This is a genomic window from Metabacillus malikii (assembly GCF_030813355.1).
GTDB classification, from domain to species: Bacteria; Bacillota; Bacilli; order Bacillales; family Bacillaceae; genus Metabacillus; species Metabacillus malikii.
Map to the genome: position 1 here is coordinate 85154 of NZ_JAUSUD010000005.1, position 21885 is coordinate 107038.

The window sequence follows — 21885 nt, forward strand, 5'->3', positions numbered from 1 at the left end:
TAGTGTATAATTAGTCTTTTGTTTCAATGAAAAATGTAATGATAAGGTGATTCTGTATTTCACTCTGATACAGGGCAGTTGGGCATCATAATTCTTATTTATAGGAGGCTTCCATGACAAACGATATTATTATCCGATTTGATAATGTAACCAAATTATATAACAGTAACACAAAAGTTTTACAGGATGTGAGCTTTGAACTTGAACGCGGTAAGTTTTACACATTACTTGGTCCTTCAGGTTGTGGGAAAACGACGATTTTACGTATTATTGCAGGCTTTGAAAAACCGTCAACAGGGGATGTCTTCATAAATGGGACATGTGTAAATGATGTACCAGCAAATGAGCGTCAAGTTAATACTGTGTTTCAGGACTATGCGCTATTCCCACACTTAAACGTATTTGAGAACGTGGCATTTGGCTTACGTATTAAAAAAGTAAAAGAGCAAGAAATTAAAGAGCGAGTAGCAGAAGCGCTAAAGTTCGTAAATTTATCTGGCTATGAAAATCGTGAAATTACCGAAATGTCGGGTGGGCAACGACAACGTGTTGCGATTGCGCGTGCTATCGTGAATGACCCTGAAGTTATTTTACTAGATGAGCCGTTATCAGCACTTGATTTAAAGCTGCGTACAGAAATGCAATATGAGTTACGCGAGCTTCAGCAACGACTTGGCAAAACATTTATTTTTGTTACCCATGACCAAGAGGAAGCGTTAGCGATGAGTGATGAAATTTTCGTCTTAAACGAAGGAATCATTCAGCAATCTGGTACACCAGTTGATATTTATGATGAACCAATTAACCGCTTTGTAGCGGACTTCATTGGGGAGTCAAACATCGTTAGCGGGGTCATGATTGAGGATTATCGAGTGAAGTTTGCCGGTAAAGAATTTGATTGTGTCGACGGTGGCATGAAGCCAAATGAAAAAATTGATGTTGTTATTCGACCAGAAGATTTACACATTACATCGCCAGAAGTAGGTAAAATCGTTGTACGTGTCGATACACAGTTATTCCGCGGGGTCCATTATGAGTTGTCAACGTATGATAAAGACGGAAATGAGTGGCTTGTCCATTCACTGAAACAGGCTGAAGTAGGTGCACAAGTAGGTCTTGATTTCGATCCAGAGGCTATTCATATTATGCGTCTAAATGAAACAGAAGAAGAATTTGACGCACGTATAGAGGCTTATACAAATGAAGTTTAAGGCAAAACCAGCGTTTTTTCCATATTTACTGTGGATTACGCTCTTCGTTATCGCACCGATTGGGCTTATATTGTATTATTCATTGCTCGATATAAACGGAGATTTTACGCTAGTTAACTATAAGAACTTCTTTACATCAGCCTATTTAACAATGACACTAACCAGCTTTTGGTATGCATTACTCATTACGTTTTTTACATTATTAATAGCTTATCCGACGGCATACCTATTAACAAAAACGAAGCATAAGCATTTATGGCTCATGCTCATTATTATTCCTTCGTGGATTAATTTATTATTAAAAACATATGCATTTATTGGGATTTTTGGTTTATACGGACCTGTCAATGCAATCATGGAAATATTGGGCTTTGACCCGACACAAATTTTGTTCACTGACTTTAGTTTTGTGTTCGTTGCAGTCTATATTTTTATACCATTTATGATTATTCCAATCTTTAACGCATTAGATAAAATGAATCCGTCATTAATCTATGCGGCTCGCGATTTAGGTGCTTCACCACTTACAACGTTTAGACGCGTTATTTTCCCTTTAACGATAGAAGGTGTTAAATCTGGGATTCAGGTCACATTTATCCCTGCTCTTTCACTCTTCATGATTACGCGTTTAATTGCTGGTAATAAAGTAATTACACTCGGTACAGCAATCGAGCAGCAATTTTTAGTTGCCCAAAATTGGGGAATGGGATCAACGATTGCAGTGTTCCTCATTTTGATCATGTTTGTCATCATGGCATTTACGCGTAAAAAGAAGAAAGGAGGACGAGCAAAAAATGCGAACAAAGCTAACACCTCTAGCTAAAGTATATTTAGCAATCGTGTTTGTTATTTTATATGCACCGATCTTCTATTTGATCTTTTATTCATTTAATAGCGGCGGTTCGATGAGTTCATTTGAAGGCTTTACATTGGAACATTACCAAGCCGTATTTGATGATAATCGCTTACTCGTTATTTTAATAAATACCGTGATTGTCGCCTTGCTGTCTGCACTAATCGCTACAATTATCGGAACACTTGGCGCAATTGGGATCGTTTCAATAAGAGACGGGAAATTACGTAACATTGTCTTATCATTAAATAACATTTTAATTGTTAGTCCAGATGTCGTGATTGGAGCAAGCTTTTTAATTTTGTTCACAATCATAGGTGTGAAGCTAGGCTTTGCGTCTGTATTAATATCACACATTGCGTTTAGTATTCCGATTGTTGTCATCATGGTATTGCCAAAAATGTTGGAAATGAATACGAACTTAATTGATGCAGCGCTAGATCTAGGGGCTAATCGTCGTGATGTATTAACACGTGTAATCATTCCTTATATTAAGCCTGGAATTTTAGCTGGCTTTTTTATGGCAATCACTTATTCATTAGATGATTTTGCTGTTACATTCTTTGTAACTGGTAATGGTTTTAGCACGTTATCAGTTGAAATCTATTCAATGGCACGTGCAGGTATTTCGTTAACCGTTAATGCTATCTCAGGGCTAGTATTTATCGTTACGGTCGGAATTGTCGTTATGTATTACTTTATTACGATGCGTTCGAAAAAGACGGAGGGCTCTGCGCAATGAAATCATTAATTCATATTATGTTAGCTATCGTTTTAGCATGTGGTCTACTTGCCTTTGTAGCTTCAAAGCTTGAGGCAACAGGCTCAGCTGGTGGTGAGGATACATTAGTTGTATACAACTGGGGAGAATATATTGACCCTTCACTACTAAAGCAATTTGAAGAGGAGACAGGTATAGCTGTTATTTATGAAACGTACGATTCAAATGAAGCGATGTTAACGAAGATTAGGCAAGGTGGCTCAACCTATGATGTTGCGGTCCCATCAGAATATACAATTGAAACGATGATTAAGGAAGATTTGCTTATTGAAGTTGATCATTCAAAGCTTAAAAACCTTAAAAATATAGATCCTTACTTTTTAGATTTACCTTTTGACCCAAAAAACAAATATTCCGTTCCATACTTTTGGGGAACGGTTGGTATCGTATATAATCCGAAAGAACTCCCAAAGCATCTTACGTTTGATTCATGGGATGATTTATGGGACCCTGCATTAAAAGATAAGGTGTTTTTAGTTGATGGTGCTCGTGAAGTGATCGGCATGGGCCTAAACAGTTTAGGTTATTCGTTAAATTCACGTGATGAGAATGAATTGCGTGAAGCATTAGAAAAGTTGAAGAAACTAAACGGCAATGTTAAAGCGATTATTGGGGATGAAATTACACCATTAATGGTTAATAATGAAGCAACAGTAGCGGTAACTTTCTCTGGCCAAGCGGCAGACATGATGTCTGAGAACGAGGATTTAGATTTTGCTGTCCCAGCAGAAGGTTCTAACTTGTGGTTCGACAATATGGTAATCCCCAAAACTTCATCAAATGTGGAAGGTGCCCATCAATTTATTAATTTTATGCTAGATGCAAAAGTCGCAGCACAAAATACAGATTATGTAGGATATGCAATACCTAATCAAGCAGCATGGGAATTATTAGATGAGGAAGTGGTAAAAGATGAACGCTTTTACCCAAGTGAGGAAAGTCGCACTAACTTAGAGGTTTATGAAAATTTAGGTCTTGAGCTACTAGGTAAATATAATGAAGATTTCTTAGAATTTAAGATGTCATTAAATTAATATGTAGAAATGATATTTTTAGATAAAAAATCTGGCCCCGGATATAAGGAGTAATTCCTTAAGTACCGGGGCCTTTTTCGTATTATAGTCACTCATATCATGCTTAGAGTATTACGCTGCAAGTTGTTCAGTTTCATGCTCAAATCTTCTAAATTTATATAATGAGTACACAAGTACAAGCATGACGCCAATTGCCATATATGGGAGATATGGTGAGCTAATTGACTGAACAAATAGATATAAGACGAGATACATAATCGAACGGCCTAGTGTAATTAAAAACTCACGCTTTAATAAAATGACAATCTGAGCCTCTTTTTCCATTCCGTTTAAATATCTAAAAAATGTATTATCCATTGTATAGCCATACATGTAAATAGAGACGACAAGTCCGACCATTGTGACAAAGTATAGTGGTGTCACTTGCGCAAATCCTGCTAATAAAATAAATGCCATACTAATTAACGTGTAAATAACAAACTGCTTTTCCATCGTTAATTGTTTCAATTTAGATATAAAGATAATACCAATCGTTAATACTACGATGTTTAACACATTTAAGTAAGACACATAAAGGGCATTCTTTGATAAGACGACCATGATGATGACTTGAAGGCAAGCCATACACTCCAGAACACCTGCTGTAATTACACCAAAAGATACCATCTGTTTAGACATTTTGACCTTGTTATAATCTTTGATAAAGTTTGATTTAAACTTTGCTTCTATAGAAGGAAGCTTGGTAACAGCAACAAAGAAAAAGATTGAAATCAATAGCATAAAGGCAAAAGAGACCGTAAAACTAAAATAATAAATTAAGAAAGAGTTAATAAGTGGCAGTACAATCATTAAAATGTTTTTCACATAACCAATGCGTGAATTATAAATATTCAGTTCCGGACGAGTCGATAATACACTTAACGCGTAATTGGAAGAGGAAAAAAAGAAACCGAAAACGCATCCAAAACTAGTTGCTGATAGAAGCAGAAGTGCAGTATGACTTAAGTGGGAGCTAAAGAGAAGAACAACAAACAATATAATGGCTGAGACAGCGCTTAAGTAATAACTAACTTTTAATTTATTTTTAAATAGATAGTACGTTCCGATTATATATGCAAAGCATGATAGAAAGTAACTCAAGCCATTAAAGGCAATCAATGGTCCAAGTGTTGTGCTGTTTTCCCAAAAATAATAGCTTATAAAGATCGTGCAATAGCCTGTAATACATAAAAAAACGGATTGGAGAAGAAATAGCTTTTTCAGATTTGAATTCATACGTACACCTTTTTCCTATTAAAATAACAACATTCATATTTTAAAAGGAAAGGGTTAGACTTGTAAAGGTTTATTTATTCATTAAACTAAGTGATTAGGAAGAGAGGGTGACATATAAGATAGGTTCTGTCCCTACAACCAAACAAAAAAAGCTTAATCATTGATTATAGGAGCACCGACACATATGAGTCACCCTCAAGTATATCAATATTTAGTTTACTACTACATGTGTACGAATAAGTTGCTTCGTCCAAATTGGTGTCTTCTTATTATAATAAATCCATGGTCCTGTATAAGGAATAGCCACATTTATCACCTCGCTTATCAAGAATAGATACATAGAAAATCATCTTACATTGTTGTTACACTTACACGGATTAGTTAATCTAACCATTTTGTTGCAAATTTTCATTGAAATAAATAAGAAGACTACTGCTTGTTGCTGCCGGACCTATCACTTCCTTTGCAAAATTCTCCGTAAGAAAAGTGATACACTTAGTTATTCCGCAAACCAAGGTTATGCTTTCATCAAAAAGTATAATCTTGGTTTGCTAAAATAATCATAGCAGTGGGAATGTCATATGAATAAGTTACAGCTGTCATAAGTATTGTCATGAGATATGATGATTAATGGCTCCGTTCAAAAGTTTTATTGCCTTCAGACGCGGTGTTTACTACTCAACACGGTGATACACTGAGATGGGAGATAAGCAAGTCTAACACAGATGTTGCTTATGGAAAGAGTGATTATGAAGATGGGCTAATTATGATAGTTCCATCTCTTGATCATGAGATTACTTTAGATATGAATTATTTTATGAATAAAAATAAATATATCCGTGAGATTGATATTATCAGTCCAGCTCAAGCCTATTAAGAAATCAAGAACGGGAATTTTTCCATCTATAATGATTTAAGGGCCGGAGACCAACTTGTTGTTAACAAATATGAACTCGCTTATACCTATGATAGTATGGGTTATTATCAGCCAGTATATAAATTTGAGGGGTCTGTTAACGGAGAAAACTGGGATACGCTTATCCCGACAGTAAGTAATTGATGTCATTTCAATCGCAACGCATAGCTGGATATTTTGCCTTTTTGATAAAGTGAAAAATAATCGACTCCTAAACGAAGTGAATCTATAAATGAGAGGGAACAGGACTTAAAACCAGTTCCCCTTTTCTATTTTTAGATTCCACTTTCAATAGTTGCGCCAAAATAATTAAATTGTTTTATATGATTATCATCCTCTATTAAGTAAAATAGAAACTATTAAAGTGGTCTTTATCGGAAAATTCATTTTGCATACATACTTATCGTGATGGGGGTAATGAAATGAGTAACATAGTAAAAAGTGACATGAAAATAAATCATCTTGGAAGAGATATTTTTGGTGTTTCATATATGCCAAACAAAATGGATAAGTGTCCGGTCGTCATTTTCAGCCATGGTTATAATGGAACAAATGATGATTTTAAAATGAATAGTGAGTTTTTAGCTTCGAATGGCATCGGAGCATTTTGTTTTGATTTTTGTGGTGGCTCTGTAAAGTCAAAAAGTGACCTCGAGACGACAGAAATGACAATATTTACGGAAAAGGAAGATTTATGTGCTGTTATACATTATTTAAGAGATTGGAAGAATGTCGACTCTGACAATATATTTTTATTTGGGGGTAGCCAAGGCGGCTTAGTGACAGCCCTAGCTGCTGATGAAAACATTGAGAAAATTAAAGGCATGCTCTTGCTTTATCCTGCATTAGGTATTGCAGAAAACTGGAATGGTAAATTCCCGACACTTGATAGTATCCCTGATACATATGAGTTGTGGGGGATGACCTTGGGACGAAACTTTTTTGAGTCATTACACGGGTATTCCATTTTTGAACACATTGGTAAGTTTAATAAACAGGTATTAATTTTCCATGGAGACCAGGATGAAATTGTTCCGCTTGAATACGGAGAGAAAGCAGCGAACCTATATCCGCATGCGAGAATTGAAGTATTGGCTGGAGAAGGACACGGATTTTCAGAGAGTGGTAATAAGATCGTATCGCAGATGACGTATGAGTTTGTAAAGGCAAATGCTTGAAAATCTAGCTCTAGATTCTTTACCACTTAAAGAACAATTTTCTCATTCGATTATTATGTGCTAAAATAAAAAGGCAAAAAACACAATAATTGGATTAAATGATAACTGCTTGACAAGGAAGATTACTTATTTTTTAACAGATTGAAAGATAGAATCACATACATACTTAAAAAGTTTGAAATGAGGAAGCAATATGAGTGTAAAAACAAAAAATAAAAAGAAAAACTATCTTTTTATGATTTTACGGGGGTTATTAGTTGTTATTGGAGGAGCAATTACAGCATATGGGTTAGAATCCGTATTAATACCTAACAATGTATCTGATGGCGGTGTGACAGGACTGAGTATTGTCGGTTCACAATTAACCGGAGTACCACTAGGTCTTCTCATTGCACTGTTAAATATACCATTTGTCTTTTTAGGGTATAAACAAATTGGTAAAAGCTTTGCTGTTTATTCGGTAATAGGTATCGCATCTTTAGCAGTTAATACAGTTCTTATGCACCATGTACCAACAATTATTCAAGGTGACACGTTGTTAGTCACAGTTGTTGGAGGTATTATTATCGGTTTTGGGATGGGTTTAGCTTTACGTAATGGCGGTGCATTGGACGGAATTGATATGCTTGCCGTATTACTTTCTCGAAAATTGCCATTTGGGACAAGTGATTTAATTCTGTTTTTAAATTTATTTGTCTTTATTGTGGTGTCAACGGTATTTGGATTTCAAGGAGCTATTTTATCGGCGATTGCCTATTTCATAGCAGCTAAAGTCATTCACATTGTTGAGGAAGGCTTAAGTGGTCTAAAAACGTTCAAAATCATTACATCATACCCGGAATTAATGGTTGAAACAATTAGGGACAGGTTAGGCCGTGGTGCTACTTATTCAATCGTACAAGGCGGATATTCAAACGAACAGTTTAAGGAAATTACATGCGTCATCAACCGTTTGGAAGAAAGCAAAATGAAGGAAATAATTAATGAAGTTGATCCGGGAGCATTTGTGGCAATATCTGATATAACTGAAGTAAAGGGTGGAAGCTTTAAAAAGCAAAATATTCATTAACCAAAAAGGAAGTAGGTACAAGTTATTTGATGCCTGTTTCCTTTTTTTGTTTTTATGATGTTCAAATTAATATAGTATCTAGTACTTTTGTTTTGGGATAAAACTATCAAAGTACATAACGAAAAATGATACCTTATTCCGATTTTTTCAATAAGGTATCAATGTTTTTTACTGTATAAATATCTGTAATCCTAGAAAAATCCAGTACAACTAAAAATAGGAATTTAGTAGGGATTATTATCAAAGTGAAACCTTTATAATGAATAGGTCGTATTAATAAGCGTAAAAAGAAGAAGGATGTGGATATATTGAAAAAAGGTTTATCGATTTTAGTAGGATTTCTCTTTGTTATGATGCTGGCAGCATGTAATTCTAGTGCAGAACCGGTAAATAAAACAGAGAAATCAACAGAAAAAGAAACAGCAGCAACTGAAGAGAAGCAATCTGAGTTAACATTACAAGAAGTTTTTGATAAAACGACTGAAGCTGCAAAAGGTTTAGAAAGCTTCAAAGTGAAAATGGACTTAAATCAACAAATTAGCTCTGATCAAGATGCAGCTGCTAATATGGATTTAGGGTCAACTCTTGAGATGGATGTTGTACAGGAGCCATTGGCATTTTATCAAAAAATGAGCACGAAAATTCCTGATACTGAAGAAGTTATGGATATCGAAAGTTACTTTACAAAAGACGGTATGTATTTTTATGAGCCAAATAGTAAAGCTTGGATGAAGTTCCCATCAGATATGATGGAAGACTTATTACAAGTCTCTGACCAACAGACAAATCCAGCAGCGGAAATTGAAAACTTGAAAAAGTTTGTTGACGATTTTAAATTCCAACAAGATGATGAAAATTACATTTTAGTATTAAATGCCTCAGGCGATAAATTTACTGATTTCTTAAAGGAAACAGTTCAAGAGACATTGCCTGAAGGGATGGCTGATTCAACAGAAGTCTTTGAAAATATGAAAATAAATAAGATGGATTATGAAATTCATATTGATAAAAAGACATTTTACCCAACAGTTCTAAACCTTAACATGGAAATGGAAATGACTGCTGAGGGCCAAACAATTAAAATTGCACAAGATATGAAAGGTCAGTATGTAGAACATAACCACATTAAGGAAATTGAAATTCCACAAGAAGTTATCGAAGGTGCAATTGAAGCTGAATAATAATACATGGAGGCTCCTATAAATAGGTAGCCTCTTTTCTTCGGCTATATTATTGAAATATGAATTAGACTTTTTCTTAGTAACGGGCCGGGGACAGTCCCCCACCGCTTTAGTCCCCCACCGCTTTAACGCAGTGAGGAACAGTCCCTCAAATATATCTTTTTATCATTCACTATTCTCGTAAAATGTATAATAATATATAACTTATAAAATGAAATTCTCACCATCTGGAGGGATAGAAATGACAGTACGAGAAAGAGGCAGAGTACTTATTGTTGATGACGAAGTATTGATTAGACAAGGGATTAAACATTACCTTAATTGGGAGCAAGAAGGATTTGAAATTGTTGGAGAAGCATCGAATGGCAAGGAGGCGCTTCAATTAATTGAAACTGAGAATCCCCATATCATCATTACCGATATTGTTATGCCTATAATGGATGGTGAAGAGTTAACAAGAGTTGTTAAGGAGCGCTATCCGTACATTGAAGTAATCATCCTTAGTAGTTTTGGAGAGTTTGATTACGTGCGCTCTACTTTTCAAAATGGGGTAGTTGATTATATTCTCAAACCGAAATTGGATGCGAAGGGGATTTTAAAAGCTTTGCACGCTGCTGTTAAAAGAATTCCATCATTACAAATGAAGGAGAATAACTCTAATGTTAATCTATCAATCGAGCAAATTATTCAAAGATTGATAGCAGGTTACGATGTTCAATATGATGAAAAGCAGATAGGAGATACTTTTCCTTATCATAATTATTGTTTATTGGGCGTTACAGTTAATGGTGTAGGATCAGTGAAATCGCTTCAAGTGGAACTGGAAGAATACGTTAGCGAACAGTATTTATTCCATCTGGAAAAGGATTTTTTACTTGTAAATGGAAATGATTTTTCAGCATTGGTTCAACATTTGAACGCGTTTGGGAAATCTAACCTTCATTATCAGTTTGTTATGAGTGAAACATTCACTGATTTTTCACAGCTAGGTAACATTTACAAAGGTAGCTTAGCGAAATTACTAAATTATCGCTTTTTCTTTCCGGAAGTTCCATTGCTAACGAAAGAGATTCTGCCTTCAATTGAAAATGACTGCATGGATTTTAATTTAGATTTGTTTACAAGTGAAATGAAGAGGAAAAATTTTGAAAGCGCTTTTATTCATCTTAGGGAACATGTAGAGATTATGTCGAAATGTTATACGATGGATGTATATGAATATAAATCATTTTTTGGCAATGTTATTTTTAATGTTACGGTCCTCCTAGGAAACATGGAATACGAAGTTAGAGAGTTAAATCAATCTAAATATGCTTATTTTAAGTCAATTGATGAAGCAAAGTCAGCCAATGCAGTTATTGAACTTCTAGATCAATTTATATTAGAAGTGAGGCAATGTATTAATTCTAGTAAAGACCACTTTGAAAACTTAAATATAAAGAAACTATTGGAATATATAAAGAATCATTATGCAGAACCATTGACTTTAAGTGAAGTAGCAAAGCATTTTCATTTTAATCCATCCTATTTATCTAGCTATTTCTCAAATCATAGTGACGAAGGATTTATCGAGTATTTAAACCGAATTCGTATTGAAGAAGCATCAAAGCTATTAGTTGAAAGAAGGGCAACGATTTCAGAAATAAGCGGGATGGTCGGTTATTCAGATCATAGTTATTTTTGTAAAGTATTCAAAAAATTCACTGGACTTTCACCGAGTCAATATCGAAGAAAACAGAACATGAGATAAGAGATGGTATTCATATGAAATTAATTCCTGAACGTTTTAAACATAATAACCTGTTCATCACAATGTTTTTGGTTAGTGTCATTATCATAATTTCAGTTTCAGTGATAATTACTTGGACAACAATTCGGATGTCAGAGGAATTCTTTTTTGAGAACTTTAGTATTACGAACGCTAAAGTAATGGACCAGGTTCAAGAAAGCTTTGAAGCTTATCATTACTCAGTTGTGATTGCATCTAATAATTTATTGCAAAGCGGTACGACTAAGGAAATTTTAACGAGAGACGGCACCAATATCGAGCGATTTAACGATTATTTTACATTAGGACAGCAGATGAAACGAATTAAGTCTAGTATCGATACATACGACACAGAAGTTATCGTTACAGGGATGAATGGAGTTTTGTATGCAACTGACAGAATGTATTGGCCAATATCGGATCGGGAGTTAAAGAAAGGGAACATTACCCATAATGCGATGAACCAGCCAAAAAAATTGTTGTATCAATATAATAAACAAAAACAAAGTAATTTTATCGTGACAACAAAGGCATTAATGGAACGGACAACAGGTAATCTCTACGGTACGATGTATTTTGCTATTGATGAAAAGGAATTTAGAAAGTTTTATTCAAACTATACGAGTCCTGGTAATCATGTCTTCTTACTAAGCCAGTCTGGAATCATTATGTCAAGCGACCAGTCCAAATTTATTGGAAAGTATTCGGACGAGCTCCTTAGTTACACGAAAGAGATACATGATAATCCGGAAGAGTATATAATTGGTGACTTTTTAGGGAAAGAACAAATCATTTTGACCGAATACCTCCCCTCTTTTGATATGTACATGATTAATATCATTGATAAGGAATCAGCATTTGGCAGTTTGATAGATAAAGAAGAAATTCTGCTCATTTCAATGGGGGTTGTGTTGGTTGCTTTAATGATTGTGTTTTTGGCTTCGAGAAGAATAACTAATTCATTATCAAAGCTAGTGAAACAAATTGAGAATACATCGAAGCATGAGTTTGGTCATTATGTGGAAGTACTAGGAACATATGAAACAAGACAGATTGGCCATGCTTTTAATTCGATGCTAGATGAACTACATGAATATGTTAATCAGTTAGTTGTTTCACAAAAGCAGCAACGAAATGCGGAATTAGCTGCATTGCAACAGCAAATAAATCCGCATTTCTTATACAACACGCTAACTTCTATTAAGTTTATGGTTCAACAAGGTGACAAAGAAGAAACTGAGGCAACAATTAATGCCTTCATTTCTTTGTTGCAAAATACAATAGGAAATGTCAGTGAAACGATTTCAGTAAAGCAGGAGGTAGAGAATTTAAAGAATTATGTTCTCATTAATCAGATGCGCTATGGAAATCGTATCAAAGTGAACTATTTCGTTTCACCAGATTGTGAACAAGTGCAAATACCAAAATTGATTCTCCAACCTTTCATGGAAAATTCATTTTTCCACGGGTTTATACAAAAGCAGGAAGGGTATATCAATGTCCTCGTTTGGCATGAGGGGAATATGTTGATTTGTGAGGTTGTTGACAATGGGGATGGGATGGATATAGCTAGTAGTAATGAGCTCCCAACCACAAGTCGGAAAAATCAGCACTTTTCTGGAATAGGGGTTCAGAATGTACATGAACGTATTCAGCTAATTTACGGAGAAGGATACGGCGTGACAATGTCTAGTGAGGTTGGAGATGGGACAAAGGTGCAAATTACCCTCCCAATTCAAAAATAATCATAGAATCTAAAGAAAGTACAAATCGCTAAATGTAACCGTATTCAATTATCTAAAAAAAGTACAAAAAGTAGAAAATATCTTCCTAACTGTTACCTCCTAGCTGGTGCTAACATTAGAAATGTAAGAATAATAGCGCTTACAAAACTTAGATTATTTGGGGGGAAAGTTATGAAGAAATTACTTGCACTGTTAATAAGCCTACTCGTTATTACTGCAACAGCCTGTTCTTCAGGGGAAAAAACAGAAAATGCTTCTGGTGAATCAAAGGATACAAACGAGATAACAGTTTGGGCTTGGGATCCGAATTTTAACATTAAAGCAATGGAACTAGCAAAAGAAACGTATGCTTCTGAAAATCCAGACCTCAAGATAAAAATAATTGAAAATGCTCAAGATGATATTATTCAAAAGTTAAATACTAGCTTAAGTTCAGGGACTACTAAAGGTTTACCGAATATCGTTTTAATTGAAGATTATCGTGCGCAAAGCTTCCTACAAGCGTACCCAGACATGTTCCATGAACTGACTGATTCATTTAAAGCAGAGGATTTTGCCGATTATAAAATTGCTCCTACCAGCTTAGATGACAAGAACTATGGCCTACCGTTTGATACAGGAGTAACCGGATTATATGTAAGAACAGATTATTTAGAGCAAGCAGGATACTCTGTTGAAGATTTACAAAATATTGATTGGGATCAGTACATTGAAATTGGAAAGAAAGTGAAAGAAGCAACAGGGAAGCATATGTTAACACAAGACCCTAATGATCTTGGGTTAATTCGAATGATGATCCAAACTGCTGGTTCTTGGTATTTAGAAGAAGATGGTGTCACACCAAACCTTGCGAATAATGAAGCACTTAAAGTAGCGTTTGAAACGTATAAGAAAATCTTAGATGCAGATTTAGTGAAGCCAATATCTGACTGGAGTCAATTTTTAGCAGGCTTTAACAGCGGTGAGGTTGCTACAGTACCTACTGGTAACTGGATAACGCCATCGATTAAGGCAGAAGCTTCACAATCAGGTAAATGGGCAGTGGTACCATTCCCTAAACTACCAGGGATAGCTGATTCGGTTAATGCATCGAATTTAGGTGGAAGCTCATGGTATGTCCTCGATGTACCAGGTAAAGAAAAGGCTGCAGAATTTCTCGGAAAAACATTTGGTTCAAACGTAGAGTTCTATCAAACGATAAATAAAGAAATCGGTGCAATCGGTACGTACAAACCAGCAACGGAAGGTGAAGCATACCAAGCTGCTGATGAATATTTTAGTGGCCAAAAAATCATCGCTGATTTTGCGAAATGGACAGAAGAAATTCCACAGGTGAACTTCGGCTTACACACGTATGCAATTGAAGATATTCTTGCAGTGGAAGCACAAAATTATATTAAGGATAAAGACCTTGATAAGGCTCTAAAAAACGCTCAAACACAAGCAGAAACACAAGTGAAGTAGTTGAGCGAAGCCTCGGATACTCTCTGTCATCTTTATTTAAGTAAAGTGATTACTAATGAGAGTATTACGGGGCTTTTCTATAAGACTAACTAGAAAGAAATTACTAGTTAAGGAGTTGAAGAAAGTGCTACCTGCAAAAGCGAACCCACCTGTACAACCGATGAAATCAAGTAGAAGTTACCGATTAAAAAATACAATAATTGGCTGGTCATTTGTTACTGTGGCAGCTTTGTTAATATTTGTATTTTACTTCTATCCGATGGTTCAGGCTTTCATTATGTCATTACAGTCCGGCAGAGGAACGAACTTATCATTTGTTGGATTGGAAAACTATGCTCGTTTATTGAAAGACCCAGTATTTTTAACAACAGTAAAGAATACAGTGATTTATTTAATCATCCAGGTTCCAGTTATGATTATTCTTGCTTTGTTTATATCTGTTTTATTAAATGATAAAGCTTTGAAGTTTAAAGGATTTTTCCGCACAGCGATTTTCTTGCCGTGTGTAACGTCACTCGTGGCTTATTCCGTTATTTTCAAATATTTATTTGGTCAAGATGGCTTGGTCAACATTATGTTAATGAAAATTTCACTTATATCTGAGCCGATTCAATGGCTAACAGACCCTTTTTGGGCAAAAATTACGATAATTATTGCGATAACATGGCGTTGGACCGGATATAATATGATTTTTTATCTCTCGTCATTGCAAAATATAGACCATTCAATTTACGAAGCAGCCAAAATTGATGGTGCTTCACCTATCCAAACGTTTTTCAAAATCACGATACCAATGCTAAAACCAATTATTTTATTTACTTCCATTACTTCTACAATTGGTACACTGCAGTTATTTGATGAAGTAATGAATATTACAGTGGGTGGACCAGGAAACGCAACAATGACAATCTCGCAATATATTTATAATTTGTCATTTAAATACACTCCGGATTTTGGATATGCGGCAACTGTTTCGTATGCAATTGTTATTTTAATCGTCATTTTCTCAATCATACAGTTCAGGGTGGCAGGTGATAAAAATGCTTAAAAAGGTATTTGGTTATGGATTTCTATCGATTGCAGCGATCGTGTCAATTTTTCCATTTTTATGGATGATCATTAGTGCAACGAATAAATCAGTTGATGTCACAAAAGGCAGGTTATTACCAGGAAGTCACTTTTTAGAGAATTTAAAAAATTTATTAGATACGGTCGACTTAGTTCCGGCTCTAATAAACTCAGCGAAAATTTCCATTATAACAACTTTACTTGGGATGCTCATTGCTTCCTTGGCGGGCTATGGATTTGAAATATATAAAAGTAGGGCAAAGGACATCTTATTTAACTTTCTGTTGCTTTCAATGATGATTCCATTTGCAGCGCTAATGGTTCCTTTATTCAGGATGTTTGGAACAGTCTCACAAACGATGCCGTTCATCGGAATCGATACGATTGGTGCAGTTATTATACCAACTGTTACGACAGCCTTCCTGATTTTTTTCTTTCGTCAAAGTACGAAGATGTTTCCAAAGGACATCCTTGAAGCAGGTAGAATAGATGGTTTAACAGAATTAGGTGTGTTTTTTAGAATCTATATCCCAACGATGAAAACAACCTATGCTGCAGCAGCGATTATTACGTTTATGGCAAGTTGGAACAGCTACTTATGGCCCCTTGTTGTGCTGCAATCGCCAGAAAATCAAACGATTCCTTTGCTGATATCAGTACTAGGCTCAAGCTACTCACCTGACTTTGGTGTTATTATGACTGCAATTGCCATTGCAACATTGCCAGCAGCGATTATATTCTTCATTATGCAAAAGCATTTTGTAGCTGGAATGATGGGATCTGTAAAATAAGTTATCGAAAGTTAGTACAAGACATATGCTTTTGTAGGAGGTCCAGTTAGCTTTAGTGAAAGCAGTTTGGGTCTCCTCCAATTTTATTAAACCTATAATATATAATTTTCAACAAGGGGATTAATCATAATAAAAGTAGATAAGGAGTGTACTAGATATGAAAACGTCACCAGGCTTAAACTGGCTTACGGATATAAGTGTGTTTGCTGTAGGTCGTCTTCCGGCCCATTCTGATCATTATTACTACACGTCCATGGATGAGGCACGCGAAGGTGTACCAATGCAATTACGTACATATTTAAATGGAGAATGGAAATTTGCCTACAGTGTTAATCCACAGCAGCGACCTGCTAATTTTTTTGAAACAGCCTATTCATGTGTTGGGTGGGAAAATATTACTGTGCCCGGTCATATTCAACTCCAAGGCTATGGGCAGCCTCAATATGTTAATACGATGTATCCGTGGGATGGGCATTACGAAATTCGTCCACCTGAAATACCATCAGACCATAACCCTGTTGGAAGTTATGTAAAGTATTTCAATGTTTCTGAGAATATGCAAAATAGACCTGTCTACATTTCGTTTCAAGGGGTAGAATCGGCATTTTACGTATGGTTAAATGGAGAATTTGTTGGTTATAGTGAAGACTCCTTTACACCTGCAGAATTTGATTTAACTCCTTTCTTAAATGATGGAGAGAATAAACTTGCTGTTGAAGTTTATCAACGGAGTTCTGGAAGTTGGCTGGAAGACCAAGACTTTTGGAGGTTCTCCGGTATTTTCCGCGATGTATACCTCTATACTGTTCCTGAAATTCACGTGAATGATATTCATGTTCGTCCTGAATTAGATTCAACTTTTACGAAAGGGTTGCTAACTGTAGATTTAAAGGTGCAAGGAAATGAACCTACAAAAATTGCTGCTGAATTAGTCGATGACAAAGGAAATGTCATCCAAATAGCTTATGCTGAAAAGAACGAGAGTAAGTGGTCGATTAAAATGCATGTTGACAAGCCTGCCCTTTGGAGTGCAGAAAATCCATATTTATATAGATTGTATGTAAAATTATATAACGCTTCTGGGAATCTCGTGGAGGTCGTACCCCAAAAGTTAGGGTTTAGAAGATTTGAGCTTATTGATAACATAATGTGTCTTAATGGCGAGCGGATCGTATTCAAAGGTGTTAATCGACATGAATTCAACCCTCGCCGCGGTCGTGCGATTACAAAAGAAGACATGCTTTGGGATATTCAAACATTGAAGCGTCATAATATCAATGCTGTCCGAACTTCTCATTATCCGAATCAGAGCTATTGGTATGAGCTATGTGATGAATATGGTGTATACGTTATAGATGAAATGAATTTAGAAACACATGGTTCTTGGCAGAAGCTTGGGAAAGTCGAGCCGTCTTGGAATATTCCCGGTAATAAACTTGAATGGGAACCAATTGTCATGGACAGGGCAATTTCAATGGTAGAGCGCGATAAAAACCACCCATCGATATTAATATGGTCATGTGGAAATGAATCCTATGCTGGTGAAGTCATTTTAAATGTTTCAAAATATTTTAAACGTGCTGACCCAAGCAGACTTGTCCATTATGAGGGTGTATTCCATAATCGTGATTATGATGATACAAGTGATATGGAAAGCCGTATGTATGCAAAACCGAGCGATATCGAGAAATATTTAAATGAAAATCCTAAAAAACCTTACATCAGTTGCGAGTATATGCACGCAATGGGCAATTCATTAGGCGGCATGTACAAATACACAGAATTAGAACAAAAATACCCAATGTATCAGGGTGGATTCATTTGGGATTATATTGACCAATCGATTTATAAGAAGGACCGTTACGGCAACGAATATCTTGCGTATGGTGGTGATTTTGGTGACCGTCCAACTGACTACGGCTTCTGTACAAATGGCATCGTGTATGCAAACCGTAAACTTTCACCAAAAATGCAGGAAGTGAAATTTTTATATCAAGATTTTAAATTAATTCCTGACCAAACTGGTGTGACAATCAATAATGAAAGCTTGTTTACGAATACTGCTGATTATGAGCTTGAGTATGTATTGTTTTATGAAGGAAATGAACTGTATAGAAATACGCTAGTTGCCGATGTTGAACCACAGAGTGTAGGAAGGTTTGAATTTATATTGCCGGCTGATTATAAACAAAAAAGCGGTGAGTACTGCATCCATACTTCTCTAAAGTTAAAGGATAGAAATATATGGGCAGAATCAGGATATGAAATAGCTTTCGGTCAATATGTGTTTCAAGTCGGGACAAGTGAAATCGCCTTAGGTAGTGGGCATTTACGTGTTGTTCAAGGTGACGTTAATATTGGTGTACACGGCAAGGATTTCATCGTTATGTTCTCAAAGTCAGTAGGAAGCTTGGTGTCCTTAAACTACGCAGGAAGAGAAATGATTTCAACGCCACCGGCGCCATTGTTCTGGAGAGCAACAACTGATAATGATCGTGGTTACTCTCAAGGGTTTGATTCTGGTCAATGGTATGCAGCAAGTTTGGCAAGGAAGTGTGTAAATATAGAACTTGAAGAGGAAATAGATAGAGTTAGCATTACGTTCACATATAAATTCTCAATTAACGATGATATTGAGGTTAAGACGACATACACAGTTAACCCTGATGGCAGTGTCCACGTGAAGTCTTCATATTTTGGTACTAAGAATTTACCGAATATGCCGATTTTTGCACTATCTTTCAAGGTACCTGCTGAATATAATCAACTTGATTGGTATGCGCTAGGCCCAGAAGAAAATTATTCAGACCGTGCAATGGGGGCAAAATTAACAACGTTTAAAAATCATGTAGCAGATAATCTATCAGAATATGTTATGCCACAGGAGTCTGGTAATCGAACTGGAGTCCGACGCGTCAGTGTAACGAATCAAGATGGATACGGAATGAAAATTTCAGCAGTGACAGAAAAGTTAGAATGTAACTTTAGTCCATACACTGCCTTTGAGCTTGAAAATGCCCAGCATATTTATGAACTTCCAAATGTCCACTATACAGTCGTTACGATTGCGGGCAAACAGATGGGAGTCGGTGGTGATGATAGTTGGGGTGCACCCGTTCACGAGGAACACCTCATTAAAGCGGACCAAAATATAGAATTTGAATGTTTGATACAAAGAGTATAGGAGTTTGAAGATGACTCTAAGTGTTTGCCTATGGGGTCAGGCACTTTGGTTTTAGGTCATCTTCATAGATAATTTTTAGTAAGGGTGAAGTTTGATGTTAATATATATGGATTCTGAAAAATTGCAATTTAACTTAACGAACGGTAAAATTAGCTACATTTTTCATGTGATGAAAAATGGTCAGCTAGGACATCTATACTTTGGAAAGGCGCTACGTAACAGAGCAGACTTTTCTCATTTACAAGCTTATGATATACCGACTGCAGCTAGTTGCCATATATATGAGGATGACCCGGCATTCAATTTAGAAACATTAAGACAGGAATATCCGACTTATGGAAACTCAGATTTTAGAGAACCTGCGATTAGTGTTGGAAGAGAAAACAGTGCACATGTTCCAAAATTCATTTATGATTCTTATAAAATAATAGAAGGAAAACCACTGTTGAAAGGGTTACCTAGTACTTATTCTAATGACCAAGAGGATGCAACTACACTCCAAATCAATTTAAAGGATGAATATCTTAAAGCTGAATTACAGTTATCCTATACAATATTTCGTGACAAACCAGCTATTACAAGAAGTGCTTCCTTGAAAAATACTGGCAGTGAAGAACTAGTGATTGACCGTATCATGAGTGCTGCCCTCGACTTCCAAGATAAAGAATTCATCTTAACCCATCTTGGAGGCGCATGGGCACGTGAACGCTATATTAAGGAACGCAATCTTGAAATGGGAATTCAATCAATATCTAGTTTGCGTGGTGCAAGTTCACATCAGCATAATCCGTTCATGGCATTAAGAAGACCTTATGCGACTGAGCATACTGGTGAGGTATATGGATTTAACCTTGTATATAGCAGTAATTTTATGATGCAGGTAGAAGTAGACCACTATGATGTGGCAAGATTAATGGCAGGGATTCATCCATTTGGATTTAAGTGGTACCTTAAAGCTGAGGAGTCTTTTCAAACACCTGAAGTCGTTATGGTTTATTCTGATAAAGGGTTAAATGGGATGAGTCAAGCCTTCCATCGGCTTTACCGGGATAATTTAATCCCAAAACAGTGGCGAGATGCAGATCGCCCAATCTTAATTAATAATTGGGAAGCTACTTATTTTAATTTTAATGAGGAAAAACTCGTTAATATTGCTGCTTCTGCCAATGAACTAGGTATTGAAATGCTCGTCCTTGATGACGGTTGGTTTGGAAAGAGAAATGATGATACGTCATCACTAGGAGATTGGGATGTTGACTTAAACAAGCTCCCGAATGGATTGGAAAGCTTAGCTAAAAGGATTTCAAAGACGGGAATGAAATTTGGTCTATGGTTTGAACCAGAGATGATTAGCCCGAATAGTGAGCTATATCGAAATCACCCGGACTGGGCTGTTGGCTTTTCAGACCAGCATCGAACGTTAGGAAGAAATCAGCTCGTACTTGACTTTTCAAGAGCGGATATTGTGGATTATTTGTATGACAAGATGTCCAGTATTATTAAACAAACAAATCTTTCGTATATTAAATGGGATATGAATCGTTATATTACTGAGCCGTTTTCAGAGAATCTTTCGGCAAAGAATCAGGGGGAGTTTTTTCATCGTTATATTTTAGGAGTATATTCTCTTTATGAACGATTAACAAAGGAATTCCCTCATGTCCTGTTTGAATCTTGTGCAGGTGGTGGCGGTCGTTTTGACCCTGGTTTGTTATATTATGCACCACAAACGTGGACAAGTGATAATACGGATGCAGTTGAAAGGTTAAAGATTCAATATGGCACTTCTTATGCGTATCCACTATATAGTATGGGTTCACATGTATCTGCCGTTCCAAATCATCAAACATATAGGGAAACGCCACTTGAGACTAGAGCAAATACCGCATATTTTGGAACTTTTGGTTATGAACTTGACCCATTAACCTTATCAGAAGAAGAGCGGATAATGGTTAAGGAACAGGTGGTATTCTATAAGAAGTTCCGACAATTGATACGCGAAGGTGACTTTATTCGTCTATTAAGTCCTTTCTCTAATAATGAAACTGCTTGGATTGTAGTTAGCCGAGACCAAACAGAGGCATTAGTAGGCTACTATAAAGTTCTGGCAACACCAAATAGCAGGAAACAGCAAACATTAACATTAAGCGGATTGGCAGAAGATAGATTGTATGAGATTGAGGGACGAACATATTATGGAGATGAACTAATGCAGGTCGGTTTGCAATTGCCTACAGAGTTTAATGGTGTAAATCATTCTTCTTCAAAGCGAAGAGGAGACTTCCAATCTCATGTGTTTTACCTGAAAAGCATAGAGAATTAATGTTTTTTTCTTACTAAAAAGAGCGGTTGCTTCAATGAACTGCT

Annotated in this window: 15 protein-coding genes; 14 read left to right on the forward strand and 1 reads right to left on the reverse strand. The window is 36.0% G+C overall.

Annotation, left to right across the window (positions count from 1 at the left end; translation table 11 throughout):
- Positions 1-113: 113 nt before the first annotated feature.
- From J2S19_RS07245 to J2S19_RS07260, 4 genes are read left to right on the forward strand one after another with little or no spacing between them, the layout of a single operon-like run.
- Entirely contained in the window at positions 114-1211 is a 1098-nt protein-coding gene (locus J2S19_RS07245; protein WP_307339364.1) for an ABC transporter ATP-binding protein, read from the forward strand.
- The gene (locus tag J2S19_RS07250; RefSeq protein ID WP_307339367.1) at positions 1201-2034 is read left to right on the forward strand and encodes an ABC transporter permease; all 834 of its coding nucleotides are present in this window, start codon (positions 1201-1203) and stop codon (positions 2032-2034) included. The genes J2S19_RS07245 and J2S19_RS07250 overlap by 11 nt, the downstream gene beginning before the upstream one ends.
- Positions 2006-2806, forward strand: a complete 801-nt coding sequence (locus tag J2S19_RS07255) for an ABC transporter permease (RefSeq protein ID WP_307339370.1) — start codon at positions 2006-2008, stop codon at positions 2804-2806. Before J2S19_RS07250 ends, J2S19_RS07255 begins: the two co-directional genes overlap by 29 nt.
- The gene (locus J2S19_RS07260; RefSeq protein ID WP_307339373.1) at positions 2803-3879 is read left to right on the forward strand and encodes an ABC transporter substrate-binding protein; all 1077 of its coding nucleotides are present in this window, start codon (positions 2803-2805) and stop codon (positions 3877-3879) included. Before J2S19_RS07255 ends, J2S19_RS07260 begins: the two co-directional genes overlap by 4 nt.
- A gap of 111 nt (positions 3880-3990) precedes the next feature.
- Here J2S19_RS07260 and J2S19_RS07265 read toward each other — a convergent pair whose 3' ends face one another.
- Positions 3991-5154 carry an MFS transporter gene (locus J2S19_RS07265; RefSeq protein WP_307339376.1) on the reverse strand — a complete coding sequence of 388 codons (1164 nt, stop codon included), beginning with the start codon at positions 5152-5154 and terminating at the stop codon, positions 3991-3993.
- A 1338-nt stretch (positions 5155-6492) separates the two neighbouring features.
- Here J2S19_RS07265 and J2S19_RS07270 point away from each other — a divergent pair.
- The 10 genes from J2S19_RS07270 (at position 6493) to J2S19_RS07315 (ending at position 21841) form a co-directional block, all read left to right on the forward strand.
- Complete coding sequence (locus J2S19_RS07270; RefSeq protein WP_307339380.1) at positions 6493-7248, forward strand: alpha/beta hydrolase family protein; 756 nt, start codon at positions 6493-6495, stop codon at positions 7246-7248.
- A gap of 193 nt (positions 7249-7441) precedes the next feature.
- Positions 7442-8317, forward strand: coding sequence for a YitT family protein (locus tag J2S19_RS07275; protein WP_307339385.1), 876 nt, complete (start codon positions 7442-7444; stop codon positions 8315-8317).
- A 308-nt stretch (positions 8318-8625) separates the two neighbouring features.
- Positions 8626-9498, forward strand: coding sequence for a DUF6612 family protein (locus J2S19_RS07280; protein WP_370875090.1), 873 nt, complete (start codon positions 8626-8628; stop codon positions 9496-9498).
- A gap of 241 nt (positions 9499-9739) precedes the next feature.
- Positions 9740-11248, forward strand: a complete 1509-nt coding sequence (locus J2S19_RS07285; protein WP_307339391.1) for a response regulator transcription factor — start codon at positions 9740-9742, stop codon at positions 11246-11248.
- Positions 11249-11262: 14 nt separating this feature from the next.
- On the forward strand, positions 11263-13011 hold the full coding sequence (locus J2S19_RS07290) for a sensor histidine kinase (protein WP_307339395.1): 1749 nt from the start codon (positions 11263-11265) through the stop codon (positions 13009-13011).
- A 171-nt stretch (positions 13012-13182) separates the two neighbouring features.
- Positions 13183-14475 carry an ABC transporter substrate-binding protein gene (locus tag J2S19_RS07295; RefSeq protein ID WP_307339398.1) on the forward strand — a complete coding sequence of 431 codons (1293 nt, stop codon included), beginning with the start codon at positions 13183-13185 and terminating at the stop codon, positions 14473-14475.
- A gap of 160 nt (positions 14476-14635) precedes the next feature.
- Positions 14636-15523 carry a carbohydrate ABC transporter permease gene (locus J2S19_RS07300; RefSeq protein ID WP_307339619.1) on the forward strand — a complete coding sequence of 296 codons (888 nt, stop codon included), beginning with the start codon at positions 14636-14638 and terminating at the stop codon, positions 15521-15523.
- Positions 15516-16334, forward strand: coding sequence for a carbohydrate ABC transporter permease (locus tag J2S19_RS07305; protein WP_370875091.1), 819 nt, complete (start codon positions 15516-15518; stop codon positions 16332-16334). Before J2S19_RS07300 ends, J2S19_RS07305 begins: the two co-directional genes overlap by 8 nt.
- 157 nt (positions 16335-16491) lie before the next feature.
- Positions 16492-19518 carry a beta-galactosidase, LacZ type gene (gene lacZ, locus J2S19_RS07310; protein WP_307339401.1) on the forward strand — a complete coding sequence of 1009 codons (3027 nt, stop codon included), beginning with the start codon at positions 16492-16494 and terminating at the stop codon, positions 19516-19518.
- A gap of 94 nt (positions 19519-19612) precedes the next feature.
- Positions 19613-21841 carry an alpha-galactosidase gene (locus J2S19_RS07315; RefSeq protein ID WP_307339405.1) on the forward strand — a complete coding sequence of 743 codons (2229 nt, stop codon included), beginning with the start codon at positions 19613-19615 and terminating at the stop codon, positions 21839-21841.
- Positions 21842-21885 lie beyond the last annotated feature (44 nt).